28 protein-coding genes are annotated in these 26,991 nt (G+C 64.6%); 4 read left to right on the top strand and 24 right to left on the bottom strand.

Going from position 1 to position 26,991, the window contains the following annotated elements:
* Position 1: 1 nt before the first annotated feature.
* The 3 genes from KVP70_RS17235 to KVP70_RS17245 form a co-directional block, all read right to left on the bottom strand.
* Positions 2-994, bottom strand: coding sequence for a porin (locus KVP70_RS17235; RefSeq protein WP_217943431.1), 993 nt, complete (start codon positions 992-994; stop codon positions 2-4).
* A 22-nt stretch (positions 995-1,016) separates the two neighbouring features.
* Entirely contained in the window at positions 1,017-2,288 is a 1,272-nt protein-coding gene (locus tag KVP70_RS17240) for a dicarboxylate/amino acid:cation symporter (RefSeq protein ID WP_217943432.1), read from the bottom strand.
* A gap of 215 nt (positions 2,289-2,503) precedes the next feature.
* Positions 2,504-3,406 (bottom strand): sulfurtransferase, encoded by a 903-nt coding sequence (locus tag KVP70_RS17245; RefSeq protein ID WP_217943433.1) that lies wholly within the window; start codon positions 3,404-3,406, stop codon positions 2,504-2,506.
* Positions 3,407-3,546: 140 nt separating this feature from the next.
* On the opposite strand from KVP70_RS17245, the gene KVP70_RS17250 reads away from it, so the two are divergent.
* Positions 3,547-4,512, top strand: coding sequence for a hypothetical protein (locus tag KVP70_RS17250; RefSeq protein WP_217943434.1), 966 nt, complete (start codon positions 3,547-3,549; stop codon positions 4,510-4,512).
* Positions 4,513-4,575: 63 nt separating this feature from the next.
* Here the strand turns inward: KVP70_RS17250 and KVP70_RS17255 are convergent, their stop codons facing one another.
* The 11 genes from KVP70_RS17255 to KVP70_RS17305 all read right to left on the bottom strand — a co-directional run bounded on the left by KVP70_RS17255 (position 4,576) and on the right by KVP70_RS17305 (position 12,501).
* Positions 4,576-5,268: a MipA/OmpV family protein gene (locus KVP70_RS17255; RefSeq protein WP_217943435.1), complete on the bottom strand. Its 693-nt coding sequence runs from the start codon at positions 5,266-5,268 to the stop codon at positions 4,576-4,578.
* A complete protein-coding gene (locus KVP70_RS17260) occupies positions 5,265-6,500 on the bottom strand; it encodes a beta-ketoacyl-[acyl-carrier-protein] synthase family protein (RefSeq protein WP_217943436.1) in 1,236 nt (411 codons plus the stop codon). The genes KVP70_RS17255 and KVP70_RS17260 overlap by 4 nt, the downstream gene beginning before the upstream one ends.
* Positions 6,497-6,742, bottom strand: a complete 246-nt coding sequence (locus KVP70_RS17265) for a phosphopantetheine-binding protein (protein WP_217943437.1) — start codon at positions 6,740-6,742, stop codon at positions 6,497-6,499. The genes KVP70_RS17260 and KVP70_RS17265 overlap by 4 nt, the downstream gene beginning before the upstream one ends.
* Positions 6,743-6,767: 25 nt before the next feature.
* Entirely contained in the window at positions 6,768-7,598 is an 831-nt protein-coding gene (locus KVP70_RS17270) for an alpha/beta hydrolase (RefSeq protein WP_217943438.1), read from the bottom strand.
* Positions 7,599-7,824: 226 nt separating this feature from the next.
* A complete protein-coding gene (locus KVP70_RS17275) occupies positions 7,825-8,166 on the bottom strand; it encodes a FlxA-like family protein (RefSeq protein ID WP_307730281.1) in 342 nt (113 codons plus the stop codon).
* A gap of 144 nt (positions 8,167-8,310) precedes the next feature.
* On the bottom strand, positions 8,311-8,469 hold the full coding sequence (locus KVP70_RS17280) for a hypothetical protein (protein WP_217943440.1): 159 nt from the start codon (positions 8,467-8,469) through the stop codon (positions 8,311-8,313).
* A gap of 209 nt (positions 8,470-8,678) precedes the next feature.
* Entirely contained in the window at positions 8,679-9,059 is a 381-nt protein-coding gene (locus KVP70_RS17285; RefSeq protein WP_229224874.1) for a carboxymuconolactone decarboxylase family protein, read from the bottom strand.
* Complete coding sequence (locus KVP70_RS17290; RefSeq protein ID WP_217943441.1) at positions 9,056-9,247, bottom strand: YgaP family membrane protein; 192 nt, start codon at positions 9,245-9,247, stop codon at positions 9,056-9,058. The genes KVP70_RS17285 and KVP70_RS17290 overlap by 4 nt, the downstream gene beginning before the upstream one ends.
* A gap of 89 nt (positions 9,248-9,336) precedes the next feature.
* On the bottom strand, positions 9,337-10,131 hold the full coding sequence (locus tag KVP70_RS17295) for a sulfite exporter TauE/SafE family protein (protein ID WP_217943442.1): 795 nt from the start codon (positions 10,129-10,131) through the stop codon (positions 9,337-9,339).
* A gap of 17 nt (positions 10,132-10,148) precedes the next feature.
* On the bottom strand, positions 10,149-11,597 hold the full coding sequence (locus KVP70_RS17300; protein WP_217943473.1) for a bifunctional protein tyrosine phosphatase family protein/NAD(P)/FAD-dependent oxidoreductase: 1,449 nt from the start codon (positions 11,595-11,597) through the stop codon (positions 10,149-10,151).
* 28 nt (positions 11,598-11,625) lie between these two features.
* Complete coding sequence (locus KVP70_RS17305; protein ID WP_217943443.1) at positions 11,626-12,501, bottom strand: MBL fold metallo-hydrolase; 876 nt, start codon at positions 12,499-12,501, stop codon at positions 11,626-11,628.
* 181 nt (positions 12,502-12,682) lie between these two features.
* Here KVP70_RS17305 and KVP70_RS17310 point away from each other — a divergent pair, with 181 nt between their 5' ends.
* Entirely contained in the window at positions 12,683-13,978 is a 1,296-nt protein-coding gene (locus KVP70_RS17310) for a sigma-54 interaction domain-containing protein (RefSeq protein WP_217943444.1), read from the top strand.
* Positions 13,979-14,044: 66 nt separating this feature from the next.
* Here the strand turns inward: KVP70_RS17310 and KVP70_RS17315 are convergent, their stop codons facing one another.
* From KVP70_RS17315 to KVP70_RS17325, 3 genes are read right to left on the bottom strand one after another with little or no spacing between them, the layout of a single operon-like run.
* A complete protein-coding gene (locus KVP70_RS17315) occupies positions 14,045-14,770 on the bottom strand; it encodes a helix-turn-helix transcriptional regulator (protein ID WP_217943445.1) in 726 nt (241 codons plus the stop codon).
* Positions 14,771-14,780: 10 nt separating this feature from the next.
* Positions 14,781-15,821 (bottom strand): response regulator, encoded by a 1,041-nt coding sequence (locus KVP70_RS17320; RefSeq protein WP_262311769.1) that lies wholly within the window; start codon positions 15,819-15,821, stop codon positions 14,781-14,783.
* A 13-nt stretch (positions 15,822-15,834) separates the two neighbouring features.
* A complete protein-coding gene (locus KVP70_RS17325) occupies positions 15,835-17,211 on the bottom strand; it encodes a sensor histidine kinase (RefSeq protein WP_229224876.1) in 1,377 nt (458 codons plus the stop codon).
* Between the two features lie 91 nt (positions 17,212-17,302).
* On the opposite strand from KVP70_RS17325, the gene cqsA reads away from it, so the two are divergent.
* Positions 17,303-18,559 carry an alpha-hydroxyketone-type quorum-sensing autoinducer synthase gene (gene cqsA, locus KVP70_RS17330; RefSeq protein ID WP_217943446.1) on the top strand — a complete coding sequence of 419 codons (1,257 nt, stop codon included), beginning with the start codon at positions 17,303-17,305 and terminating at the stop codon, positions 18,557-18,559.
* A 39-nt stretch (positions 18,560-18,598) separates the two neighbouring features.
* Here cqsA and KVP70_RS17335 read toward each other — a convergent pair whose 3' ends face one another.
* The 5 genes from KVP70_RS17335 to cuyB form a co-directional block, all read right to left on the bottom strand.
* Positions 18,599-19,825: an ABC transporter permease gene (locus KVP70_RS17335; RefSeq protein ID WP_229224877.1), complete on the bottom strand. Its 1,227-nt coding sequence runs from the start codon at positions 19,823-19,825 to the stop codon at positions 18,599-18,601.
* 33 nt (positions 19,826-19,858) lie between these two features.
* Positions 19,859-20,611, bottom strand: coding sequence for an ABC transporter ATP-binding protein (locus tag KVP70_RS17340; protein WP_217943447.1), 753 nt, complete (start codon positions 20,609-20,611; stop codon positions 19,859-19,861).
* Complete coding sequence (locus KVP70_RS17345) at positions 20,611-21,825, bottom strand: efflux RND transporter periplasmic adaptor subunit (RefSeq protein WP_217943448.1); 1,215 nt, start codon at positions 21,823-21,825, stop codon at positions 20,611-20,613. The genes KVP70_RS17340 and KVP70_RS17345 overlap by 1 nt, the downstream gene beginning before the upstream one ends.
* A gap of 142 nt (positions 21,826-21,967) precedes the next feature.
* On the bottom strand, positions 21,968-22,906 hold the full coding sequence (locus tag KVP70_RS17350) for a TauD/TfdA family dioxygenase (RefSeq protein WP_217943449.1): 939 nt from the start codon (positions 22,904-22,906) through the stop codon (positions 21,968-21,970).
* Between the two features lie 40 nt (positions 22,907-22,946).
* The gene (cuyB, locus tag KVP70_RS17355) at positions 22,947-23,693 is read right to left on the bottom strand and encodes a cysteate racemase (protein ID WP_217943450.1); all 747 of its coding nucleotides are present in this window, start codon (positions 23,691-23,693) and stop codon (positions 22,947-22,949) included.
* 343 nt (positions 23,694-24,036) lie between these two features.
* On the opposite strand from cuyB, the gene KVP70_RS17360 reads away from it, so the two are divergent.
* Complete coding sequence (locus KVP70_RS17360; protein ID WP_217943451.1) at positions 24,037-24,774, top strand: helix-turn-helix transcriptional regulator; 738 nt, start codon at positions 24,037-24,039, stop codon at positions 24,772-24,774.
* Between the two features lie 39 nt (positions 24,775-24,813).
* On the opposite strand, the gene KVP70_RS17365 is transcribed toward KVP70_RS17360, so the two are convergent.
* Positions 24,814-26,400 (bottom strand): pyridoxal phosphate-dependent decarboxylase family protein, encoded by a 1,587-nt coding sequence (locus KVP70_RS17365; protein WP_217943452.1) that lies wholly within the window; start codon positions 26,398-26,400, stop codon positions 24,814-24,816.
* A gap of 92 nt (positions 26,401-26,492) precedes the next feature.
* Positions 26,493-26,991 (bottom strand): energy transducer TonB (locus tag KVP70_RS17370; RefSeq protein ID WP_217943453.1); only part of this gene is annotated, 499 nt, incomplete at its 5' end.

Here is a 26,991-nt window from a genome sequence, read left to right on the forward strand (position 1 = left end):
ATTAAAACACATGGCGCACGCCGAGGTTGAATCCGGTGGTGCCGGTGCCGGTGTCGGTCGCCGTGCCGACGTGGAAATTGGCGCCGTTGCGGTTGAGGATGCGGCCATATGCAGTGTACAGGTCGGTACGCACCGACAGCGGATGCAGATAGCCGATCGCCGCTTGGCGCGAACGCTGGTGCGCGGCCGAGTCGTCGCGATGGTCGATGTAGGAAGCGAGGAACTTGCCCGCGCCCGCCGCCACGCTCACGCCCAGCAGCGCATCGCGGCTGGTGACGCCGAGCAGGTCCTGGTTGCGCGAATAGGCCGCGTGGCCGGTCACGCCGTCGATGCGGTAGCGTCCGGCCAGCATGGTGTAGCGGGTGTGCGCGGTGGCCAGCGCGTTGTCGCGCTGATGGTGGGCCAACACCAGGCTCAGCGGGCCGTTGTCGTAGCTGGCCGAGCCGCCGATGCTGCGGTTCTTGGCGCTGTCGCCGGCCGTCTCGCCGAAGCCGTACATCACGTCGGCCGAAAAGCCGTTGTAGCGCGGCGTGATGTACTCGACCGAGTTGTCGACCCGGGTGCTCGGGAAGAACAGGTTCTGCGCATTGCCGGCGAAGCCGGTGACGAAGGGATCGGCCACATCGCGCAGGGCTTTGTAGTACGGCATGTACTGGCGCCCCATGCTGACCGCGCCGGCCTTGCCGGACAGGCAGACATACGCCTGGCGGCCGAACAGCAGGCCGCCCTGCCCGGCGGCGCCGGTGTCGATGGTGTAGCCGTTCTCCAGCACGAAGCCGGCGCTCATGCCGCCGCCCAGGTCTTCCTTGCCCTTGAAGCCGATGCGCGAGCCGGAGCCCACGCCGCTGCTGATGTTTTGCAGGTTGCCGGCGGCGCCGCCGCGCTCCAGCACCAGGCCGGCGTCGGCCACGCCGTACACGGTCACACTCGATTGCGCCTGCGCGACAGCCGACACCAATCCCAGCGCCAGCGCGCTCATGACATACTTTTGCATCTTGCAGTCTCCTCTAATTATTTCAAGCCGCACGCATCGTGGCGACGACAGGTTGTTCCACTTCTTCGTTCAACGCACCTTCCCACTTGGCGACCACGGCGGTCGCGACAGCGTTGCCGACCGCGTTGGTGGCGGAGCGGCCCATGTCCAGGAACTGGTCGATGCCCATCAACAGCAGCAGGCCCGCTTCCGGAATATGGAACTGGTTCAGCGTGGCGGCGATCACCACCAGCGAGGCGCGCGGCACGCCGGCGATGCCTTTCGAGGTCACCATCAGCAGCAGCAGCATGGTGATCTGGGTGCCCAGCGACAGGTCGATGCCGTAGGCCTGGGTGATGAACAGCACGGCGAAGGTGCAGTACATCATCGAGCCGTCCAGGTTGAAGGAATAGCCCATCGGCATGACGAAGCTGGAGATCTTGCGCTGCACGCCGAACTGGTCCAGCGCCACCAGCAGTTTTGGATAGGCCGCTTCCGAGCTCGCGGTCGAGAACGCCAGCAGGAAGGGTTCGCGGATCAGCACCATCAGGCGGAACACGCGCTTGCCGATGAAGGCGAAGCCGCCCAGGATCAGCAGCGCCCACAGGCACACCAGGCCCAGGTAGAAGCCGCCCATGAACTTGGCGAAGGTGGCCAGGATGCCCAGGCCGTTGGTGGTGATGACTGATGCCATCGCGGCGAACACGGCCAGCGGGGCCAGGTTCATGATGGCGCCGGTGATGCGCAACATCACCTGGGCCAGCTGGTCGATCACGGCGGTCAGCTTGGCGCCGGCTTCACCCATGGCGCTCAGCGCGCTGCCGAAGAAGATGGAGAACACCAGCACTTGCAGGATCTCGTTGTTGGCCATCGCCTCGATCGGCGACTTCGGCACCATGTGGCTGACGAAGTCCTTCAGCGTGAAGGCCGCGGTTTTCAGGCCGGTGGTGGCGTCGACCGCCGGCAGCGGCAGGCCCAGGTGGGAACCGAGCTGCATGAAGTTCGACAGCACCATGCCCAGGGTCAGCGACACCAGCGAAGCGATGACGAACCAGCCCATGGCCTTGATGCCGACCCGGCCGGCCGCCTTGGCGTCGCCCATGTGGGCAATCCCGACCGCCAGCGTGGAGAACACCAGCAGCGAAATGATCATCTTGATCAGACGCAGGAAGACATCGGTGACGATCGAGATGTGGCTGGCGATGTCGGCGCTGAGTGCCTTGTCAGGGAAGGTGTAGTGGCAGGCATAGCCAACCAGCACGCCGAGTACCATGGCGATCAGGATGTAGAGGGTTAATGGGCGTTTCTTTTTCACTTGGCTTCTCCGGTTTTTGTTGTCGTCACCGCTCAGCATGCGCAGGCGGGTGTGGGCTACATAGCAATGGCTGTGCCAGCCTTTGACAGACATAAATTCGGAAGCAAGTCCTTGATTCTAAATATAATTCATTTTAGAAACATTTGACGGGGCGCGGCAGGCGTCCCGAAATCCAAACGCCCTGGACGGGGTTTGTATGGAAAGTTGGACGCCGCTCAGGCCGGCGGCGGGGTTTGGCTCCACTCGAACCAGCCGCCGTCGTAGACGCTGATCTCGGGCCAGCCCATCAGCCAGGCGTAGAAGAAGGCCATCGAGGCGCGCCAGCCGGTGCCGCAGTAGAAGGTGGCCGGCCTGCCGGGCCCGATGCCGTGCTCGGCCCACGGCGCGACGATGTCGGCCGCCGGTTTCAGGCTGCCGTCGGCGCGGTGGTAGGCGCTCATGCTGTTGACGTCGCCGTCCTCGCCCGCCCTGCCCCAGCGCGCGCCGGGGATGTCGCCGGCGGCGATATAGCTGTAGCCGGAGACCTGGCCCATGAACTCGGCCCTGGTGCGGATGCTGGCCAGCACGCCGTCGCCGCCGTCCAGCAGGGCCCGCACCTGGGCGGTGCTGGCCAGGTATTCGGGATGCGCGGGGAAGGCGACGCCGAAGTCGGGCGCGGCCGCGCATGCCGGCGCCGGCCCGCGCGCACACGGGTGGCCGCCGGCCTGCCAGCGCGGGTAGCCGCCGTCGAGCAGGCGCACGTCGGCCACGCCGGCGTACAGCAGCAGGTGGGCCAGCCGCGCGGCCGCCAGGTTGTTGCGGCCGTAGAGGATGACGGTGCTGTCGTGGCGCACGCCGCGCGCCAGCAGCAGCGCCAGCAGGGCCTGGTCGGAGACCTTGTTCCACAAGGGTTGCTGCTCGATGTCGCAGGTGTCGAGATAAGCGGCGCCCGGAATATGGGCTTGCTCGAACAGCGCGGCGCCGCCGCAGCCGACCTCGAACAGGCGCCAGGCCGCCGCCGGCGCTGCCTCCACCCGGGCGCCCGCCGTCAGCGCCGCCAGCCACGCGGGCGTGACGAGCTGGCGCCAGCGGACCAGGTCCGGGCGGAAGTCGGTGGCGGCAATATCAACGGCAATCATGAGGAAAAGGGACGGCAAGCATGCAAGGGGCACTATTTTACGCGATCGCAAATCCGTCACTCGCCAATAATAGTAAAATATTTCCTTACAGATACATCCTCACCAATTCTTATTTCGACGCAAAGGAATGTTCGATTCACATGCCTACCATCCCTGGATCCCAGTTTGCCCCGCCACGAACATGGGACGAATTCGAAGATATCGCCCTATCCGCCGCCAAGATCCGCTGGGGACGCACGGATTTCTTCCGCAACGGCCGCAGCGGCCAGCGCCAGCGCGGCGTCGATATCTTCGGTACGTCTGGCCTACCTGCGGCGGCAATTGGAATTCAGTGCAAGAATACGATAGACGGCGTATCTGAAAAAACCGTGCTGGCCGAAATACAAAATGCCGAGTCATTCAATCCGCCATTGACCGAGCTGTACATTGCGACGACTGCCAGCCGCGACAGCGCGCTCCAAGAGAAGATACGGATTGTTTCCGCAGCGCGGGCCGCGCAAGGCAAGTTCACCGTTAATTTGCTTTTCTGGAGTGACCTGGTCTCCGATCTGGCCAAAGATCGAGATGAGTTCTTCAAACACTTTCCTGCCTATGCACCTGTACCCGTCACTACTACCATTCAAACTGACAGTGGCAAGCCGATCTTTACTATCGAACAGCTGAGAGTCGTGCGGCATCCTGCATTGTCGGGAAAGCGGATTCGGCGACGCGGGCTGGCAACGCTGGGGAAAGCGACAACTAGCGCAGGCATCGTGGCCCTCTTGTTGACGCTGCTGCCGTCGTTCTTTGGAAGATTCTCGAATTGGACTCCGGCCTCGATGCTCCTGTTCGGCGTCGGCATGACTTTGCTCGCGATTCCAGAGGTGTTAAAACGGCGCAGATTCGAGCACATCATGTTTGGCAGGTATTACCTCGAACTAAACGTCAATGACGATCTGTGCATCAATCGGCTGACCGCGACTTGCCCATGGTGCGAGTCCCATATGGATCTGCGCCACCTTGGTCCAAAAGATGGCCCCAAAGAGGATATCTTTGTCTGCGAAAGAAATTCAAAGCAGCATACGATTCTTCTGGATCCGACCATACTCCCTGAAATAACCGACTGACCATCAGCCACTTGGCGGCGTGACACTGTCCAGCACTGGGCGTGAAAGTGGACGTGTGATGCGCTAGTCGAAGCGGTAGCTGACCGCCACCAAGCCAGAATCGAGCGAGCGGCGGCGCACGGCGGGATTGCTGCGGATGGAAGCATCGAGCCAGCTGCGGCGCAGGTTGGCGACCAGGTACCAGTGCCCGCCCAGCTGCGCCTCCACCAGCAGGCCGGCAAACGGATTGCTGGCCGAGCGCGCCACGCCGTCGTAGTAGCGGACGTAACTGGCGGAACGGTACTCGACGCCCGCCTGCGGATAGAAGGTGTAGCGGCCCTGCTCGATTTCCGCCGCATACATCAGGTCCAGCATGGCGCCGTGCGATTTGCCGAGGTCGCGATACAGATTGACCATGAAGGCGCCGGCCGGCGTCACCTGCAAAGTGCCCAGGCCCAGCGGTATCGACGAGCGCTGCTGCGTGTGCGGCGGCGCGCTGCCGCGGTAGCCGTCCTCCAGCACGCGCGTCAGCAGTTCGACACTGCCGTAGCCGACCGGCGCCAGCTTGACGCCGAAGGTATCGATGCGCGCAAACACCGGCCCGTAGTCGAAGTTGGCGTACGGGACCGCGCTGCCGCTGCGCGACTGCGCCGGCAGCGCGACCGGCGCCACGCTGACGCCCAGTCCGATATCACCCACCAGCTGCGTCTGCTGCGCCTGCGCGCCAGCGGCGCACAGCAGCGCCAGCAAGACCCGGCACCGGCAAGCAGCGCTCATCGAAACGCGCCGACGATCAGCGCGACGTTGCTGCCACCGAAGGCGAAGGAATTGGACATCGCCGCCTGCAAGGTCAGCCCGCGCCGGCACTCGCGCGGCACGAAGTCGAGATCGCATTCCGGATCGGGCTGGTCCAGGAAGGCGGTCGGCGGCACCGCGCCGTGGCGCACGGCCTGGGTGGTCAGCACGAATTCCAGCGCGCCGGCCGCGCCCAGCGTATGGCCGTGCATGGACTTGGTGGAGCTGACCAGCAGCTCGCGCGCCGCCGCGCCGAAGGCTTGCTTGATCGAGGTGGCCTCGGCCACGTCGCCGGCCGGCGTGCCGGCGCCGTGGGCGTTGATGTAGCCGATCGCCGATGGCGGCAAGCCGGACTGCTCCAGCGCCTGCCGCATCGCCCGTTCCTGGCCGTCGGCGTCGGGCTTGGTGATGTGGGTGGCGTCGTTGCTGGCGCCGTAGGCAAGCAGCTCGGCCAGGATGGTGGCGCCGCGCGCCTGCGCCGACTCCAGCGATTCGAGCATGACGGCGGCGCCCGCCTCACCCAGCACCAGGCCGCCACGGCCGGCCGAGAACGGCCGGCACGAACGCTCGGGGTGCTCGGCGTCGAGCGGCGCCAGCACGCGCAGCGCGTCCCAGGCGCTGACCACGCCGTAGCCCAGCAAGGCCTCCGAGCCGCCGGCCAGCACGCGGTCGGCGTAGCCGTGGCGGATGTGGCGGTAAGCCTCGCCGATGGCTTGCGCCGACGATACGCAGGCGCTGCTGTAGTTGTTGACGCTGCCCTTGAAGCCGCAACGCAAGGCGATCTGCGCGGCCGCCGCATTGGTCATGCCGGCCACGACCGACATCGGCCGCACGCGGGTCTTGCCGTCGACGAACAGGTCGACATAGCCGGATTCAACGGTGAGCGCGCCGCCCATGCCGCTGCCCCAGAACACGCCGCTGCGCTCGGGCGCGACGCTGGCGTCCAGGCCGGACTGGGCCAGCGCCTCGCTGGCGGCGGCCCAGCCCAGCAGCGAGAAGCGATCGAAGATCGGCAATTCCGACGTCTTGACCAGTTCGGGCAAGGGGCTACGGATCTGCGCGGCGGGCGTGCCCGGCCGCTGGCGTTCGCCGGCCAGCTGCAACAGGCCGATGCCGCTGCGGCCGGCCAGGGCTTGCTCGAAATTATGCTCGGCGCCGACGCCCAGGGAAGAGATCGCCCCCAGGCCGGTGATCACCACGCGCCGCGCGCTCATGCGTTGGCGGCCTTGCCGGCCAGATAGGTATCGATCTGGTCGGCGATGTCCTGCACCACCACCAGCTTGGGACGCTCGTCGCCCACCTCGATGCCGAACGCTTCTTCCAGGTCAAAAATCAGTTCAATCACGGTCAGCGAATCGGCGCCCAGCGCTTCGAGTTCGGTTTGCGGCTGGATCGTTTCTTCGGCTACATCGAGGCTCTTGGCCAGCAGTTTGGCGACGGTTGGAAAGGAATTCATAAAAATAGTCTCGCTATGGTAGGTGTTAAGCGCGGTTCAGCAGGGCGTCCTCGGACGGCAGATGCTGGTTGAAAAACGCGATCGTTTCGTCGGCAACAAGTTCTTTCTCGTTGTCGAGGGTGATGATGTGGTAGCTGTTGTGCAGGATGATCTTGCGGCGGCTCGGCGAGCTGATGCTGCTCTCGACCAGGTCGGCACTCTTGGTGCTGGCGACGTCGTCTTCCTCGGCGTGGATGATCAGCGCCGGCGCGACCACCTTGGACAACTGGCTGCGCACCTGCTTGATCAGGCGCTGCGCCTGGAAGATGCCCTCGGCCGACAGGCGCGAGGCGCCGGCCGCCGACGAATCGCTGACCTTCATTTCGCGGGCGATCCAGCGGCGCAGGTTTTCGTTTTTCAGACCGTAGGGATAGCGTTCCTGGTAGGAGTACCAATGGCGCAGCGGCGTGTAGTACGCCAGCGGCAGCAGGAAGCGGTATTTCGGGATGCTCCAGCCGTCGTAGGCCAGCGTGGTGGCCAGCAGGCCCAGCGAGGCGATCTGGTCGCCACGCTCGATCGCCAGGCGCAAGGCCAGCACCGCGCCGATGCACAAGCCCACCACCGAGACGCTGGCATGGGTCTGCTTGAGCTGGTCGAACAGCCGCGACACTTCCTCGAACCAGCGCTCGCTGCGCGTGGTGCGATACGAGTCGGCCTGGCCGGACGAATAGCCATATCCTGGTATCAGCGGGATGACGACCGTGTAACCCGCACGTTGCAGGCGCTTGCCCACATACTGCATTTCCAGCGGGTTGCCCAACAGGCCGTGCAATGCCAGCACGGCATGTGGACCGCCTGCCAATTCAATAGTCTTCATACTACCCTGTTCAAGAAAATCTTATTATTGTTGACCGTCAGTGCGGTCTTATTCGCCGTTGCGCGAAGATGAGAATAGGGGGACATCATAACCCTGATTCGCTCGGAATTTCCAGTGCAGGCTGCGCCCTGCGGGCCAACTTGCGGCAGGCATTTTAGCGAGTCCGGTCTCACTACAGGATGGGCGCTTCATTACCGATTGGATAGGAAATGCGGCGCCGCCAGGCTCAGGCGAGCGTATCGACCACGCTGCCCAAGGTGGTGTCGGTCAATTTCTTTTTTTCAGCGGCGGCCAGTTCTTGCTGGTGCTTCAGTTGTTCCAGCGCGGCCTTCTGCGCGGCGGCCGATTGCAACTGCTGGATCTGCGTTTGCAGCGCCTGGATCTGCATTTGCAGCAGCTTCAGGCGCTCTTTCGCGCCAGGGCTAGTGTCCTGGGTCGCCTCCCTCAGCTTCTTCATCAGGTCGCCCATTTTCGCTTGCAGCACCTCAATCGCATTAGTTCCGCTTGACGTGCTGCTGGTGCCCGCACCAGATCCCACTGCCTTGATCATCACCGTCCCCCATGTCATATCCGAGAGTATCGGCTAGCAGCACATGACTCTTTAGCATTGTTACAAATTAAAGATTGTTACTATAGCCATCTTCCGCAGTGGGACAGCAGCGCGATGGCGCCATGCAAGGCAAACGACGACGGCATGCCGTGCCACAGCCCCTCACCCGGCCCGATAGGCGCGCGGTGCTTGCTGCAACATCCGCCAGCCCAGCATTTCGCGTATGCGTTCCGGGCTGGGCGCGGCCGCCCGCGGCGAGTTGCGACTCGGCGACGACGGGCCAGACTGGCCGTGGCGCGGCGCGGCGAACTTGTTTTCCATGATATTCCCCTCAATAAAGGATGTTCATGGACAGTATTGTTCGGGGCAGGCATGCGCGCCATCGGCGATCCCATCATTCCCTTGTAGGGGATTGCCGCCGCGGCCTGATCGCTGGCGCCCGCCCAGCGCGCGCCCAGCCATAGCGCGCGTCGGCCAGCATGTGGAGATACGCCCCTCCCCGCGCTGCCGGCTATCACCTCTTGCGGATGTCATGCTCCGGCCGTAAATTCCGCGTACGCCGCCAGCGCATTGGCGCTATACATCGCCGACGGACCGCCCCCCATGTAGATGGCCATGCCGAGCGCCTCCTCAAGTTCGGCCTTGCTGGTTCCAAGCCGCACCAAGGCCTGCACATGAAAACCGATGCAGGCGTCGCAATGGGCGGCGACGCCCAGGGCCAGCGCGATCAGCTCCTTGGTCTTGCGGTCGAGCGCACCGTCGCGGGTTGCCGCGCGCGCCAAATCGCCAAAGCCCTTCATCACATCCGGCAAGTCCTCGCGCAAGGTCGCCAGTTGTTTCGACACCGACTGCGTCAGCTCCAGATAGCCATTTCCATCGTTCGTCATCGCCACGCCTCCACCGGTGCTCATTTTTTGGCCGCACAGGTGCGGATGCCGAACGGCAAATACGCCGGACAGAAACGGAACAGGCCGGTGGCCAGCGGCACGACACCGAGCCAACCCCAGGCGCCGATGACCCCGGCCAGCGCCGCGCCGATCAACGCCAGTCCGATGACGATGCGGATGGCCCGGTCTATACTTCCCACGTTTGCGTTCATGATGACTCTCCTCAAGGATGCGGTTTCACTGCAAAAATTTAATCCGGGCGGCCAGTCCCGGCGCCGCCAGGCAAGCACACGCTCTTACCTCACATCAGCGACTTCCCGATCAAGCCGCACGCCACTGCCAGGCAGATCAGGGAAAACGCCAGTTTCAGATATTCCGGTTTCAAGCTGGCCGCAAACCGCCCGCCCAACAACATCCCCGCCGTGGCGCCGGCGGCGAAGGGGATGCCCTGCGCCAGGTCGAAATGGCCGCCGTGGATGGTGCCGGCGACGCTGACCAGCGAAATCAGCGCAATCACCGCCAGCGAGGTGGCAACAATGGATCGCATGGCCAGATTCGAAAAGTGTTGCAATGCCGGAACGATGACAAAGCCTCCACCGACCCCGAGCAGGCCGGACAACATGCCGGCGCCGGCGCCCATCAGGGAAAGCCGGGTGGCGCAACGCAGGTTCCAGGCCAGCCTGCCGCTGCCGCTATCGAGGCGGCAAGGATAGGCGCTGGCGTGGCGAACCTGCCGGTCAGCCAGCCATACCTCGCGCGCACCTTTGGCGGCGACCCCGATCAGCACCACGGCAAACACCATGGTCAGGTAGCGCACCGGCATCCGCAGCGCCAGCCACAGGCCAAGCGGATTGCAGGCGATGCCGATGAGCGCGATCAGCAAGGCCGCGCGATAACGCACGACACCGGCGCGCAGGCCATGCGCGGCGCCCATGGCCGCCGCGATGCCGACCGCCAGCAGTCCGATCGGCGCCGCGCTGGCAACCGTCATATGCAGCCCGAACACCAGCAACGGCACGGCCAGAATACCGCCGCCGGCGCCGGTCAAGCCCATGACGATGCCGACCACGGCACCGAGTATCAGGCTCACGCCCATGGTTCACTCCTTTCCGCTTAGCCCACCAGTTCCGGCTGGGCCATCCACTCGCGCCCTTTGAGCATGCCTTGCCAGTACAGTGGCGGCAGCAGGCGTTCCTTGAGCAGCCAGGCCAGGCGCGACGGCCGCGTACCGTCGAGCAGCCACGATGGAAAGCTGGGCGCGAGCTTGCCGCCATAGGTGAATTCCGCCAGCACGATCTTGCCGCGCTCGACCGTCAAAGGACAGGAACCATAGCCGTCGTAGCGCGCCTCGCGCGCCTCGGCGCCCAGATCGACCAGCAGGTTATGCGCCACCACCGGCGCCTGCTTGCGCGCCGCCGCCGCCGTCTTGGCATTGGGCGCATTGACGGCGTCGCCCGGGCCGAAGATATTGGGATGGATTTTGTGGCGCAAGGTCGCCTGATCGACGTCGATCCAGCCGGCCGTATCGGCCACGCCAAACAACACGGCGCCGGCCGTCATGAAACGGACCTTGGCTTGCCCGAGCACGCCGTTGCGGCGCCATGTGTCGCAGGACAAATACATCGCCTTCTGCGGCGCACCGGCGCACTTGATCGGCATCGGCGGCTGGGTGAACAAGGCTTGGCCACCGCGAAACCGCCGCACCAGTTCCCAGGTGTAGGAGGCCAGGTCGTAGCGGTAGTTGGAGGTGACGCCGTGGCGGCCCAGCGTGTCGCCCAGGCCGGCGATGCCGTCCCAGTCCAGCTTCAGGCCGGGACACACCACCAGCCGCTCGTAGCGCACCGTGCGGCAGCCTTCGAGCAGCACCACGTTATGCTCGGGAACGAAGCCGGCAACGGCCGCCTTGATCCAGCGTACGCCGCGCGGGATCAGCGCGCCCATCACGCGGGCCGTCTGCGCCGGCTCGAAGACGCCGCCGCCGACCAGGGTCCAGCCCGGCTGGTAATAGTGCACCTCGGCCGGGTCGATGATGGCGATATCGAGCGCGGGCTCACGCGCCAGCAGGCTGACCGCCACCGCAATGCCGGCGGCGCCGGCGCCGACAATGACGATCTGGTGGCGGGCGTCGTTGACCGCATACGGATCGACGCTGCCGGCCAGGCGCCGCACCAGGGCGTTCAGGTCGTAGCCACAGGTGGCGGCGCGATTGACGATCTGCTCGGGCGGCAGACGGGCGGCATTGGCCAGGCCCCATAATGTCGCACTGCGCATACCGCTGCGGCAATACGCCAGCACTGGTTTGGGCAGCGCCTGCATCAGGCGGTCGAACTCGACGCCCTGCTGCACCGACGCCTGCCCCGGCGTCACCGGCAGATCGTGCGCTTCCAGCCCCGCAAGTTCGGCCGCGGCGGCGATTTCACGGAAGCCCGGCTGATCGCCGCCCTCGCCGTCCGGACGGTTGCACATGATGGCGCGCACGCCCGCCGCCGCAATATCGGCCATGTCGCCAGGGCCGATCTGCGGCGCGATGTAGAGTTGTTCTGTCAGCTGCTGCATTTTCACCATGGTCTCCTCGTTCGCCCGCGCAGCTTCAAACGGCGTTCAGCGGTATTTTCAGGTAGCGCACGCCGTTGGCTTCGGCCGGCGGCGGCTGACCGGCGCGCATATTGACCTGGACCGACGGCATGAGCAGCACCGGCATGTCGAGGGTGGCGTCGCGGGCGGTGCGCATGGCCACAAACTCTTCCTCGCTGATGCCGTCGCGCACATGGATGTTGCTGGCGCGCGCCTCGGCCACCGTGGTGACGAACGCCAGCGGACGACCGTTGGGCCGGTAGTCGTGGCACATGTGGAGTTTCGTCTCCGGCGGCAGGCTCAGCACGCGATTGATCGAACGGAACAGGACACGCGGGTCGCCGCCGGGGAAGTCGCAGCGCGCGGTACCGTAATCCGGCATGAACAAGGTGTCGCCAACAAACGCCGCCGACGCGTCGCCCCCGTCGACCACATAGGTCATGCAGGCCGGCGTATGGCCCGGCGTATGCATCGCATGGGCCTTGAGCATACCGATATGAAACACCTCGTCATCCCCGAACAGATGGTCGAACTGGCTGCCGTCATGGGCGAAATCGGGGCCGGCATTGAACAGCTTGCCAAACACCTCCTGCACCTGGCGAATGTGGCTGCCGATGGCGATGCGGCCGCCAAGGTGTTGCTTCAGATAGGGCGCGGCCGACAGGTGGTCGGCGTGGGCGTGCGTTTCCAGTATCCATTCGACTTCGGCGCCGAGCGCGCGCACCCGCTCGATGAGCTGGTCGGCGCTGCCGCTATGGGTGCGTCCCGACTTGGGGTTGTAGTCGAGCACACTGTCGATCAGCGCGCAGGCGCGGCTCTGGCGGTCCATGACGATGTAACTGATCGTGCTGGTGACGGCGTCAAACAAGCCTTCGACGTACAGTTGTTCCATCCCCTACTCCCTGTCAGTGTGATCACCTGCTGATCTATACAAAACCCGTGCCAGCTGGGCGCCGACCGCAAGTACCTGATTTTATGGGGTTTCCGGCAATCCACTATTCCAGCGTGACAGTCACGCGTGGCAGTGGCATACTGCCATTGGCAGTTTGGCAGTCACCTTTAGGAAAACGCTCATGACGGATCACCATCTACTCCAGGCGCCCGAAGTGCGCGCACTGATTTCCTACCTGGACCACGAAACCGCGCCGATGATCGTGATGAACACGGCGTATGAAATCCTGGCGGCCAACACCGCCTACGAACGCCAGTTCGCCGTGGCCGGCAAGCCTTACCTGGGCCACAAGTGCTATGCGATCTCCCATCGATTTTCGGTGCCCTGCGACCAGGCCGGCGAACACTGCCCGCTGCAAAGCGCCCTGGCGTCCAAGGCACCCGACCGCGTGCTGCATATCCACCACACGCCACGCGGCCCGGAACATGTGGATGTCGAACTGCGACCGATCATCGACGCCAGCCACCGGGTGATCGGTTTCGTCGAGCGCTTGCAAACGGTACGCCAAGCCTCCGCCAGGGCCCGTGGATCGGGACTGGTCGGGCAGTCGCCGGCGTTCAACCGGGCGCTGGGCGAACTGCAGCGCGTGGCGAAGTCGGAATTGCCGGTGCTGTTGCTGGGCGAATCGGGGACCGGCAAAGAACTGTTCGCGCGTGCCCTGCACGAAACCAGCTTGCGCGCCAGCGGGCCCTTCGTGGTCGTGGACTGCTCGGGACTGACCGAGACGCTGTTCGAGAGCGAAGTGTTTGGTTATGAAAAAGGCGCGTTCACCGGCGCCTTGGCGCGCAAGGCCGGCCTGGCCGAAACGGCCAACGGCGGCACCCTGTTCCTCGATGAGATCGGCGACGTGCCGCTCAGCATGCAGGTCAAGTTGTTGCGGCTGATTGAATCGGGAACCTATCGCCGCGTCGGCGGCCTGGAGACGCTGCAGACCAACTTCCGCCTGGTGACGGCGACCCACAAGCCGCTCGAACGCATGGTCGCCGACGGCCAATTCCGTCAGGACCTGTACTACCGGATCGCCGCCTTCCCGTTGCGCCTGCCGCCACTGCGCGAGCGCAGCGGCGACATTGCGCTGCTGGTGGAGTCCTTGCTGCAACGCAGTGGCGGCAATGCCACCCAGCGCATCTCGCCCGAGGCGCTGACGGCGCTGGGCCAGTATCCGTGGCCCGGCAATATACGGGAGTTGCGCAACGTCATTGAGCGCGCGCGGCTCTTTGCCGACGATGGCGAAATCAAGGTGGCCCACCTGGGCCTGGTCGCGCCTGCCGTGCCGCACAGCGCAGCGCCATTGGATGCAGCAGGTTTCGCCGAGTTCGCGCGCACCTTTGCCGGCACGCGCAAAGCGCTGGCGGCCGCCTTGGGCATGAGCGAGCGCACCGTGTATCGCCGGCTCAAGCAGGCAGGTCTCGCCTGACCGGCGACGCCACGCTTGCGCAACAATTCACTTTGGCGTCTGTCGTCGATAGATAAATCAGGCCGATCAGGTTGACAGCAGGCCCAGCGCGATCGCGCGGCTGATCGCGTGGCGGGTCGTATGGACGTTCAACTTGGTGGCCACATTAGTGAGATGGAAATATGCGGTGCGCTGGGAAATGCCCAGAATAAGACCGATCTCGCGGCTGGTCTTGCCCGCAGCGCTCCAATGGATGCACTCCAGCTCGCGTTTGGACAGCAAGGCGGCCGGTTGCTGCGCCCGCTCGCGCCACAAGATCTCCGCGCGGTCATGCAAATACAGGCCGAGCAGCACCAGCGATGCCTGCTGCACGCAGGTGGTGGCGAACGGATGGACGCTGTCACCATAAAAATCGATGCGGCTGGCCGCTTGCCCGCTGCGCACCATCAGGCTGAGCGCATGGACTATCCCCGACGTGTCGAGCAAGGGGTAGATCGTCGGCGCCGGCCCGGCGACCTTCGCGGGCTGCCAGCGCAACGGCAGGCCGGACACCAGCAGTTGACGGCCGATAGGGTCGGAGGCCGCGTGCTCGCGGTTGGCGAACAAGTTGAGCATGGGAGCGGGCAGCGTACCGACGACATGGCTGAGCGAGCCCTCGCTGCCCTTGACATCCAGCTTCAACATGAACTGGGCCACCCCCAGCCGCGCCAGCACGCCCTTCACGCCGGTCCTCAGTTGCCGCCAGTCGGCCGCACCGGCGACGACGGCCACATCGTCATGGGTCAGCCCTTCACTCACTTTGAAATCCAACATCAGTGTCCTCTCACTGTCGGCGCTTGAGCAGATCACTCAGAAAATCCGCATACGAATAAATTGGTCCTGGCAAATAGCGGCATGGCAAATCGAACAAGGCCCAGAAATAATCCTGCTGCCCCTGGCAATGCTGCGCTGGCAAGCAATACGCCTGCCAGCTGTCTTCGATGGCGTCGACGTACATGCCGGTATCGGAAAAGAACGGCAGTATCTGCATCGCCTCCAGCCCGGCCACCAGTCCGGCGGGGCCGCCGGCGTCGCGCGCCGCCTCGAAGTGGGCCAGCATGCCAGCCTCGGTCTCGATCACCATCAGCGTCGGTGTTCCGTGAAAATCAAAAAACAACAGGCCGGTCGGATTGAGGAACAAATAATATTCCACGAAGTCATACTGCTTGCGCAAACGCCCGATCAAGTCCGTCATCACCGGATCGAATAGGAAGCTGTGCGACTGTCGGCCCAGCAATTCCTTTAGCGTGCTGGACTGGTCGACGAAGAAGGCGTTCCCCAGCGTCCGAATGCCGACCGCGAGATGGTCGAGCACCGCATGGTCGTTCTTGGTCAGGAAGTGGTCGATCAGCCCCAGATTGAACGCGTCGATGGCGACCTTGTCGTCGGCCTGCCCGGTAAACATGATTTTCTTGCATGGCAGACTCCCCAGCGCCTCGCAGACCGCCACCCCGTTCATTTGCGGCATGGCGTAATCGACCACCAGCACCGACGGCGTCAGAAACCGCTGGGGGTTCATCACCCGCCGGTAAATCTGCTCCAGGTCGACCGACACCACGCGCCGCTCCAGGGACAGGACCTGCTCGTCGTAGCTGACCTCGATCGACAGGCCGCGGCCGGCGGCGTTGCGGCTCGCTTCGCGTATCCAGGTGATCGCCTCGCCGGCGTTTTGAAACGTCTTGTGCGCTATGCGGGGATCCAGCTGAAACGACAGGCTGTCCAGGAAGCGCTGATTGTCGTCGATGAAGACCGTGGTAGTCGGGTGCTGATAAACACTAAGAAATTTTTCCATCAATGGCAATGAGTAATCTATGAATATCGTCACGGCCGCTCCGCGGCTAACACGGCGGATTCGGCCGTGACGGCGCAAACTCCAGGACGAACACAGTGTAATAATGCAAGCGAGAAACGCAGCGTATCTGCGCGCCCCATGCGTCGAGTACATCCTTACAAAATGCCAGGCCGATTCCGGCGCCGTTCCCCGCTGGCGAAGAGTAAAAGCGCTGGAAGATATTCCGCAGATTCCGGGGCGCGATGCCGCATCCGGTATCAATGAACAGCACCCTGGGCCGGGCTCGCGCGCCGTCGATAATGATGCGTATGCGCCCCTTGCCCGCCCGCTGCACGGCGGCGACCGCGTTGCGCATCAGATTGATCAGGACCATCGAGCACAACTCCGGCTGGCCCTGAAACTGGAAATCCGCGCGCAGCGTGAGCGAGATCATATCCTGTCCCGGCGAATTAGTAAAAAAATATCTTTCCTGCGCGGATAAAACCATCGCCAGCATGGAAAGCATCTGATTGCCCTGCAGATTTTTGTTGCCGGACGTCACCCCCAACAGCAGCAAGTCGATCGTCGTGTTCATCTGCCGCACTTCCGAGGACACCCGCGTCAGCGCACCGTCGAAGGCCTCGTGGCCGGCGTCCGGCAGCCGGGCCTCGGACAGGATGCGTCGCATGCCGCGCGAGTTGGCGTCGATGCTGAGCAAGGGGGTACGCAATTCGTGCGATACGGTGGCCAGCGCGCTCGCCATGCCCGCCAGGCGTTCGCGCGCCAGCACGTCGCGCCCCACCTTGACCAGCGACACGCAGCCGATGGCAAACACATGGATCGGCCATTGCGTCAGTTCGCCCACGCTGACGCGGCCGTCGGCCAGGCCCTCCGCGCCGATCCACCAGTGTTCGCTGTACGCCAGGTAGGCCAGGCCGGTACCGACCAGATAGACCAGGAAGGCAGTGGCGGTATCGAAATGGAACAGCACGATCACCGCCACAAGCAGCGACTGGCTCCAGATGTTGTTGCCACCGTTCATCAGGTACATATAGGTGAAGAAGAACGGCAGCATATAGGTCAGGCCGACGAACAGGTAGGCCGACAGCCAGCACCGGTCGGCGTAGCGGCGCGCCATGACGCCTGGCAAACACAAGACGAAACCGATGCCGCGCAGCATGGGGCTTTCGTAGGGCTGCGGTATCCAGCTCCCCCACAGAAAATAAAACAGCGGCATGCCCACCAGGCCGATCCAGGACAGCGCCACCACCCGCTTGACCAGGATGTCATTATCATTATTGTAAGCCAGCCACCAACGGCTCGAATCCTGGCGGTACGCCACCAGGCGCGCGCGCAACGTCGGCAGCGCATTTTTAATCATATCTTTTTTGCAATGTTGATGAAGCAAGTTGTAGGATAGATGCCGTGCGCGTGACGAGCGCATGGTCCGGACGCTAGCCGGGCATCGACAAGGCAGCGGTAACTCATGGATAACTTCATTAATTTATAAATACATCTTAAGCAAGGAACACAATATGGAACAAGCAACCGCCCCCGCCAGCAAACTTAAAATTGCCGCCGAGCAAATTCTACCGAATTTCGTGAACAAACGCATGGACCAGCACTTCTGCGAGCGCGTCGAACGCCTGCTGGGTGGCGAGCACATGCATCAGTGGCGCGCGCCCGGACCCGACGCCATTTATGTCGCCAGCAACGATTACCTGTGCATCACCGCCGAGCCCGAGCTGATCCTGGCCCAGGCGGCGCAGCTGAAATTTGGCGGCGACATGCTGATGTCCTCGGTTTTCCTGCAGGCGGGCAGCGTCCAGCACCAGCTCGAACAAAAATTCGCCGCCTACCTGGGATCGCAGGACAGCTTGTTGACGCAATCGGGCTGGGCCGCCAACGTCGGTCTGCTGCAAAGCATCGCCGCGCCCGGGGTGCCCGTGTATCTCGACATGATGGCCCACGCCTCCCTGTGGGAAGGCGTGCTGTCGGCGCAAGCGCGCGCGCTGCCGTTCCTGCATAATGATGCAAGCCATTTGAAGCGTCAAGTTGCCAGGCACGGGCCCGGCGTGATCGTGGTGGACTCGGTGTACAGCACCAATGGCAGCCTGTGCCCGCTGCTCGAGGTGCTGGCCGTGGCCGAGGACAGCGGCAGCATCCTGGTGGTCGACGAATCCCATTCGCTGGGCACGCATGGACCGGAGGGCGCCGGCCTGGTCGCCGCGCTAGGCGTCAGCGAGCGCGTGCATTTCCGCACCGCCTCGCTGGCCAAGGCCTTCGGCGGGCGCGCCGGCCTGGTCACCTGCTCCAGCAAGTTCAAGAACTATTTCCTGTCGTCGTCGCGTCCGGCGATTTTCAGTTCCTGCCTGCTGACGCACGAGCTGGCGTGGTTCGACGCCGCGCTCGACTTCATCCGGGCGGCCGAAGACCGCCGCCAGACGCTGCGGCGCAATACCCGGCGCATCCGCGCCGGCCTCGCTGGCCTGGGCTACAACGTCAGCGACGGCAGCGAACAGATCATCGCGCTGGAGGCTGGCACCGAGCCAAGCACGCTGGTGCTGCGCAAGGCGCTCGAGGAACAGGGGATATACGGCGCGGTGTTTTGCGCGCCCGCCACCGCCAAGAACCGCTCGCTGGTGCGCCTGACCCTCAACGCCGGCCTGACCGAGATTGAGCTGGACAAGCTGCTGGCGGTCTGCGCCGACATCCGCGAGCGCGTGGCCCTGTCGACCTGGTCGTCGACACGCCGCCGCGCACACGGCGCGGCGGCCGCCGCGCCGCGGTGATCGCGGCGCCGGCGGGGCCGGTGCGCACGCGCACCGGCCTCACTCATAGCGCAGGCATTCGACCGGCAACAGCACCGAGGCGCGGCGCGCCGGATAAAACCCGAAGAACACCCCGACCAGGCTGGAAAATCCGCACGCCACCAGCACCTCCCGCGGCGACACCCAGACTCCGAATTTGCTGTGGGCGGTGATCAGCGAGGCGGTCCCGGTCGCCAGCAGGATGCCGACCGCCCCGCCCGCCAGACAGATCACCACCGCCTCGGTGAGAAACTGCCACAGCACGTCGCGCGGCTTGGCGCCGATCGCCATGCGGATGCCGATCTCGCGGGTGCGCTCGGTCACCGAGACCAGCATGATATTCATGATGCCGATGCCGCCGACAATCAGCGAGATGGCGCCGATCAGGCCCAGCAAGGCGGCGATGCCGGTGCTGATCTTTTGCGCGGTTTCCGCGAACGAGGCCAGATTCTCGATATGAAAATCGTCGGGTTGCTCGTACTTGATGTGGTGGCGGTCGCGCAGCGTGTCGTTGATATCGGCGATGCCGTCCGGCAGCGCCAGGCCGGAGCGCCCTTGGGCCACGATGTAGTGCACGCTGTCCGCGACCGCACCGCGGATCAGGTTGGCGCGGGCGGCGCTGATCGGCACCAGCACCAGCTCGGACAGGTCCTCGCCGCCGTCGACCTGCTTGCCCTCGCCGTGCAGCACGCCGACCACTTGGAAGGCGACGTTCTCGATGCGGATGAACTTGCCGAGCGGATCGACCTTGTAGAAAAACTGGTCGGCCAGCTTGCGCCCGATGATGACCATGCGCGCGGCCGCGTGCACGTCGGCGTCGCTGAACAGGGTGCCCTGCTCCAGCTTCCAGTTGCGGATCTTGAACATGGTCGGGGTGATGCCGCGCACCGCGGTGTTGGTGGTTTCATTGCCCACCGCCAGATTGAAGTTGGCCTGCAGCACCGGCGCCGCCCCCACCAGGCTGGGCAGCCTGTTCATCGCCGCCGCGTCCTGCATCGTCAGCACCGGCACCGCGTCCACCCGCGCGCGCTGGCCGCCGGAGCGATCGCCGCCCGGCACCACGAACAGCATATTGGTGCCCAGCTGCTCGAGCTCCTTGCCGATGAAGCCCTGCATGCTGGTGCCCAGCGCCAGCAGCAGCACCACCGAGGTGATGCCGATGATGATGCCCAACATGGTCAGCACCGTGCGCAAGCGGTTGGCGTTCATCGAGCGCAGGGCCTCGACCACGATCTGCAAGAAATTCATCTGTGGGTTCCGATCCGGTCGCCAGGCGCGACCTTATGCATGGTTGGGGATCTGCGCCGCCGGCGCGGCCAGTTCCGCGCCCGGCGGGCCGTCGTACAGCACGCGGCCATCCTTGAGCCGTATCAGCCGCTGGCTGTAGGCTGCAATATCGGGCTCGTGGGTGACGAGCAAGATCGTGATCCCCCGTTCCCGGTTAAGCCGCTGGAACGAGGCCATGATCTCGATGCTGGTCTGGGTGTCGAGGTTGCCGGTGGGCTCGTCGGCCAGCAGCACCGGCGGATCGCCGACCAGCGCGCGCGCGATCGCCGCCCGCTGCTGCTGCCCGCCGGACAGCTGGTTGGGCGTGCGGCCGGCATAGTCCTTCAGACCCACCCGCTCCAGTTCCAGCAGGGCCTTGGCGTGCGCCCGGCGGCGCGACACGCCGGCATAGATCAGCGGCAAGGCCACATTTTCCGCCACGCTCATGCGCTTGATCAGGTTAAAGCTCTGGAACACGAAGCCGATGGTGCGGTTGCGGATGGTCGCCAGTTCGGCGCGCGACAGCGACAGCGTATCGACGCCGTTCAACAGATAGGTGCCGGCGCTGGCCTGGTCCAGGCAGCCGAAGATATTCATCAGGGTCGACTTGCCCGAGCCGGACTGTCCCATGACGGCCACGAAATCGCCGCGCGGCACCAGCAGGTCGATGCCGTGCAACACCCGCGTTTCCATGCCGCCGGAGAAATAGCTTTTGGTGACCTGGCGGATGTCGATCAGCGCGCTGGCGGCGGTGCCGGGCGCGCCCATCACAGCAAGCCCGGAGCGCCCGGCGTCAGCGCGCGGACCACCACCTTGTCGCCCGGCTTGATTGCCCCCGAACGCACCTCGGTGTAACGGAAGTTCGACAGGCCGATCTGCACGTCGACCGGCACCGCCTGGTTGCGCGCGTCGAGCTTGTAGATCTTGAACGAGCGCGCGCGCTCGCCCTGGTTGAGGAAGGCGACATCGTCGCCGCTGGCCGCCGGCGCCGCCACCGCCGGCGATCCGCCACCACGCTCTTTTTGCAGCCTGGCTTCCTTCTCCAACTCTTCGTCCGACAGCCGGAAGCGCAGCGCCGCGGTCGGGATGCGCAGCACGTGCTGGCGGTTGCCCACCACCAGGCGCACCTGCGCCGTCATGCCCGGCTTGAGCAGCTCATCGCGGTTGGCCACGTCCAGCACCACATTGTAGGTGACGACGTTTTGCGCCACCGTCGCCGCCAGCCGGAACTGGCGCATGGTGGCGTCGAACTCCTTGTCGGGATAGGCGTCGACCACGAAGCGCGCCGCCTGCCGGTCTTTCAGCGCGCCGACGTCGGCCTCCGAGACGTTGGTGTCGATCTGCATCTTGGTCAAGTCCTGCGCGATCTGGAACAGATTGGGCGTGGTGAACGCGGCCGCGACCGTCTGGCCGAGTTCGATGGTGCGCTTGATCACCACGCCGTCGATGGGCGCGCGGATCACGCTGTTGTCGAGATCGGCCTGCGCGTGCGCCAGTTCGGCCTTGGCCAGTTCGAAATTGGCGCGCGCGACATCCAGTTCGCGGCGCGCCTGGTCGAGCACCAGCGCCGACAGATAGTTCTGCGCCACCAGGCGTTCGTTGCGCTCGTACGTGGCCTGCGCCAGCCGCAGCGACGCCGCCGCCGACGCCAGCCCGGCCTGCGACTTGCGCACGCCGGCGTTGAAGATGGTCGGGTCCAGCTTCAGCAGCACCTGCCCCTTCCTGACATGGTCGTTGAAGTCGGCGTTCAGCTCCGCCACCGTGCCCGACATCTGCGAACCGACGTTGATCAGGGCCACCGGGTTGATGGTGCCGGTGGCCGTCACGGTCTGGGTGATGTCGCCGACGTCGACGGTGGTGGTGTGGAATTTCGACGCCGGCACCACCGCTTCCTGGTTGGCCTGCAGGTAGGAGGCGCCGCCCACTACGGCGGCCAGCAAGCCGGCGCCGAACGCCAGGCGTTTCTTGCTGCGCGTGCGCATCTAGGCCTCCCGCCGGCGCGGACCGGCAAGCCGGCAGGCATCGGAAAGCGGCCTGGTCGGGCCGGTGGCGGGCGGATGGCGGCGGGTAGGCATCGATAGTTCTTTCATCGTCAGGGTCGGGCGGCGTGGCCGCGTTCGGCAATCAACTACTCATCGACACCAGGATTTTGCGCGCGCCGGTGAACGGCGAGCGGCCGTGGGCGGTCAGCATATTGTCGATGATCATCATGTCGCCGGCCTCCCAGGGGAAGGCCACGCTCAGGCGCGCCATACCGTCGCGCACCGCCGCCAGCATGCTGTCGGGAATCGGCGTGCCGTCGCCGAAGCAGCCGTATTGCGGCATCTCGAACGGATCGTCGCCATAGATTTCCATGATGGCCTGGTAGACATCGGGCGGATTGGTCGACGGGTGGAACTGATCGACCTGGTTGAACCAGACCCGTTCGCCGGTGCGCGGGTGCAGCGCGGTGGCCGGGCGCCGCTGGATCAGGCGTATGCCGCCATCGGGCTTCCATGCATACTCGATCGCGCCATCCCTGCAGTACTGTTCGACCACCGAGCGCTGCTCGGTTTCAAAGGTCTGCTGCCATGACTTGCCGATGGTCGCGCCGGCGCCGCCGTGCAGGTTGCGGACATAGGTCACGCCTTTTTCCTCGAACGCGGCCAGCACTTCCGGCGGCAGTTCGCGCAACAGCGCGCGGCTGTCGGCGATCAGCGTGCTGCCGCCACTGCGCGGCGCCGTGATGCAGCAGAAATACAGGCGCGCCGGCCACGCATGGCTGTATGACAATTCGTTGTGCATCGAAATGCTCAGCTCGGCCGGATACTCGGTCGAGGTGTAGATGCTTTCGCTCAACTTGGTGCGCGGCGAGTTGCCGTCGATGTAGGCGGCGGCGGCGCCGGCCAGCAGCTGGGTGCAGCTCTGGAACTTCTCCATCGAACCGACGTCGAAATTCCGCAACAGAATCGCGCCATGCTCCAGCAGCAAACGGTCCAGCTCTTGCCGGCGGGTCTGCAACAGCTCGTGGATATCGACGCCATCGGCGCCGGCCAGCCATACGTAGGGCAATACTTGGGACATCGGCATCTCGTCTTTCAATTGTTGGGAGGCGGCCGCCATGCTAGGCGGCAATCGAATAAATATTGCCGCGTGCCGTGGCCATGCGGTCCAGGCAATGTTGCGCCAGCACCTTGACCGGATCGATGATCTGGAAGCCGGCCCAGCGATGCCCCTGGATGGCGAACGACAGCTCGGTGCACCCCAGTATCAAATGGGTGGCGCCGGAACGCTCGCGCAAGCGGGTGGCGACCTCGATCAACACTTCGATCGCCTTCATGCTGGGCAGGTTGCCGGTGGCCTTGATGCCGAACTCCGTATCAAAAATGGCGGTCATTAACAGTGCCTGGTCGTCGTCGTCGGGGATGGCCAGCGAGCGGTTCAGCTTGCTGAAGTAGCGGGCGTACAAGCCCGACTTGACCGTCGCGGTGGTGGCCAGCAGGCCCACCCGCGCTTGCGGGAAGCTGGCCTCGATATGCTCGACCGCGTTCTCGACCATATTGATCAACGGCATCTTGACCTGGTCGGAAATTTCATCGAAATAAATGTGCGCGGTGTTGCAGATGACGACGCCGAAGTTCGCGCCCAGCGTGGCGAGCTTGTCCAGCGACGTCACCACCGACGGCGCCGGATTGGTGCTGCGGTTCAGAAACGCCTCGACCCGGTTCGGGATGTGGGGATCCGAATACAGGATGAAGGGCACATGGTCGACGTCCTGCCTGGCCGTGGTGTTGAGCGCGATAAGCTGCTGGGCGAAATACAGGCCCGCGGCCGACCCCATGCCGCCCAAAATTCCGATTTTTTCCATCATGAAGAGACTCCGATCTGGTCTTGCCGCACTGAGAGGGGAGCGGCGTCGGCGCGCAAGGACGGCTGGCGCGCAAGCCGGTCCGACGACGGACGGGAGAATTATCATGCAAGTTGGTACGCATCAAAAAGCGCCTGGTTTTCTTTGCATTTTTATCATCCTGATGCATACTGAAAGGTTGCGGAAAATTAAGGGACGGGCGCGGCCGCATTAAATAACTAGCAATATTGTCAGGTGTCGAAGCACGGCGTTTTCATTAGAATCCTGCCATCGTCGAAGAACGGTCATGGTTTCAGACCATCGGAAAATTCCATACGTTTTTTTACAACAACGAAGCTTTCTCGCCATGTCCCTGACTACCTACGCCTATTCTGCTCTAGAGCAAATTCACGCCTGCGACAGCCCTGCCGAACTGACCGACTTCACCCAGCGCCTGATCGGCGACCTGGGGGCGACCTCCTACGTCTACTCGATCCACATCACCGACGACCACATGCCGGAGCAGTTCAGCCAACGCCATGTCATGAGTTCCGACGAAGAATGGTGCGAGCTGTACAACAAGCGCCGCTGGTTCATGAACGACCCGTTTCTTGAATACGCCAAGCGCAACTCGTCGCCGGTGTGCGGCAGCGAGGTGTTGCCCAGGACCCAGGGACAGCAAGACATGCTGCAGATGGCGGGAAAATATGGATTTCTCAGCGGAATACTGGTGCCCACCCACAGCAGCAACAATGTGGAAGAGCGGCTCAGCATGCTCTATGTCGGCGCCGACGCCCCGCCGGAGGTGGGCGAGCCGCAGCTGAAGACCTTCCGCATCTTCTACCGGGCGCTGGGCATGGAACTGATGGACTGGTGGATCAACCACCTGCGGGAAAAGGCGGCCGAGAAATTCAAGCTCAACGAGGAAGAAATCGAGCTGCTGCAGCTGTCGAAAAACGGCTGCGTGGTGTCCGAGATAGGCGCCAAGCTGAGCATGAAACCCAGCAATCTGTACCGCAAATTCGACATCATCAAGGACAAGTTCAACGTCGAGAAGATCGGCGAAGCGGTGCGTGCCGCCAACCGTTGCGGACTGCTGGGCTAGCCGCGCCGCGGACGGCGCCGCCGCCCGGGCGCGCCGCGCTCAGCGCGCTGCCGGGCGCGCCAGCTCCAGCAGCAGGCGCTCGCCCAGCAGGCGCTGCTCGGCCAGGATGTCCTTCAGATGCCCGACCTTGGTCCTGACGTTGCTCAGCACGATGCGCAACACATCGATGTCGCCGCCGTGGCGGGTCGATTCCAATATCGTGCGCGAAACAAAGCTCAGTCCATTTTCCTTCTGGCGCGTCTGCAAAGCGATGTTCAGCGCGTTCAAATACCCGTTGAGCGCGGCGGCATCGTCCAGCCGGCCCTGGGCGGCGTAGGCGGCCAGCTCCCGCTTCATGCGGTAAGGCACGTAGCGGTAGGTCAGGATGAACGTCGACGAGGCCGAGATCAATTCAAAGTCCTCGTCGTTGCCGATCAATTCCTGCATCGACTGCGCGAGGCCCCCGCACTGCGCCAGCAGCGCCGCGTAGCCATTGGTGCCCAGCAACTTGAACGAGAGCCACAGCTTGAGCGCGTCGAAGCGGCGCGAGCCCTCCAGCGAGGTCTGCCCGAGGTCGCCCGAACTGCTGCGGATGATGTAGTTGGCATGGTGTTTCAGGGCATTGAGGCTGGCGCTGTCCTTGAACAGCACCACGCTTTGCGCCATGCTGACCCACAGCAGCTTGTGGCCGTCGATCACCACCGAATCGGCCAGCTCGACGCCGCGGTACAGCGCGCGGTGCGCCGGCGACAGCATCAGCGCGCCGCCCCAGGCCGCGTCCACGTGGAACCAGGCGCCTTCGCGCCGGGCGATGCCGGCCAGCGCCTCGAGCGGGTCGATCGCCCCGGTCTCGGTGGTGCCGGCGATCCCGACCAGCGCCAGGATCTGTACGCCGCGGCTTTTCAGCGCGGCGATCCGCTGCTCCAGCGCCGCCAGGTCGACGCGGTTGTCGGCGTCCACCGGCACCGCGTGGATCGCCTCCTCCCCCAGCCCGAGGGTGGCCAACGCCTTCTTCATCGAGTAGTGGATGCGGGCCGAGCCCAGCACCGCGAAGCCGGCGCAGTCGGCTTCGCGCATGGCCGCGTACAGGCCGCGCTTGCGCACGCCCGGCAGGCGCTGCTCCAGCGCCACCGCCATCGCCGTCAGGTTGCCGGTGGTGCCGCCGCTGACCATATTGCCCAGCGCCGTGCTGGTGGCGTTGAAGGCGTCGGCGTAGTACGCCTCGCTGTTTTGATAACACAGCTGATGGAACCAGCCGATCACCTGCTTTTCGATCAGCGTCGACACATAGGCGGTCTCGACCTTCACCTGGTTCTGGTTCAAGGTGCCGATGAAGGCCTCGGCCAGCACCGAGATCCACGGCAGCGCCTGGGTCATGTGGCCGATATATTTCGGATGGTTCAGCTGTATCGAGTGCTCGAAGACCTCGCTGTCGAGCGCCCGCAACAAGGCGTCGGGCGGCATGCCGTCGGCCGGCATGCCGGCGCAGTCGAAGCGCTGTTTCAGCGCCGCCATCGACAGCGTCGGGTAGGGCTGCGGGCGCGTACCGGCCAGCCAGTCGCCCATCATGCGCAGCGCGCTGGACAACAGCTCGGGCGCCTTGGCCAGGGAGTCGACCTCAAAATATGCTTGAAATTCATTTTTCATCAAAAGTTCTCTCGTCTGCTACAGCAAGCTCGGTGCGACATCGACGGCGTCGATGCCGGTAGGCGCCGGCGGCGCGGGCGCGGGCGCCGCGCCTAGCCCCGGCTCAGGCGGAACTTGACCGGCACCAGCGCATACACGCTGAGCGCCTTGCCGTTTTCCATATAGGGCTTGAACAAGGCCCCCATGACGGCCACGCGCGCCGCCTCGTCCAGCCGCGCCGAGCCGCTGGATTTCTCCACGCTGGCGCGCAGCGGCGCGCCCGCCTCGGACACCAGCACCAGCATCAGCGTGTCGCCCTCCTCGTGCTCGCGGCGCGCCTTGGCCGGGTATTCCGGCGACGGCTTGCGCAGATACTCGACCTCCGAACTGATGGTCTTGATCCGCCCGCCTTCGCCCCCGGCGCCCCCGGCGGCGCCACCCTGGGAACCGGCGCCGCCGCCCTGGGCGACGGACGCCGGCGCCGGCGTCGGCGCCGCCACCGGCGCCGGTGTTTCCACCACGACCAGCACCGGCAGCGGCGCCGGCACCGCCACGCGCGGCGCCTCCATCAAGGGCACGGCCGGCGGCGCGGGCTGCCGGCCCCCCGCCCGC

The organism is Duganella violaceipulchra, from assembly GCF_019166075.1.
Classification (GTDB): Bacteria; Pseudomonadota; Gammaproteobacteria; order Burkholderiales; family Burkholderiaceae_D; genus Rugamonas; species Rugamonas violaceipulchra.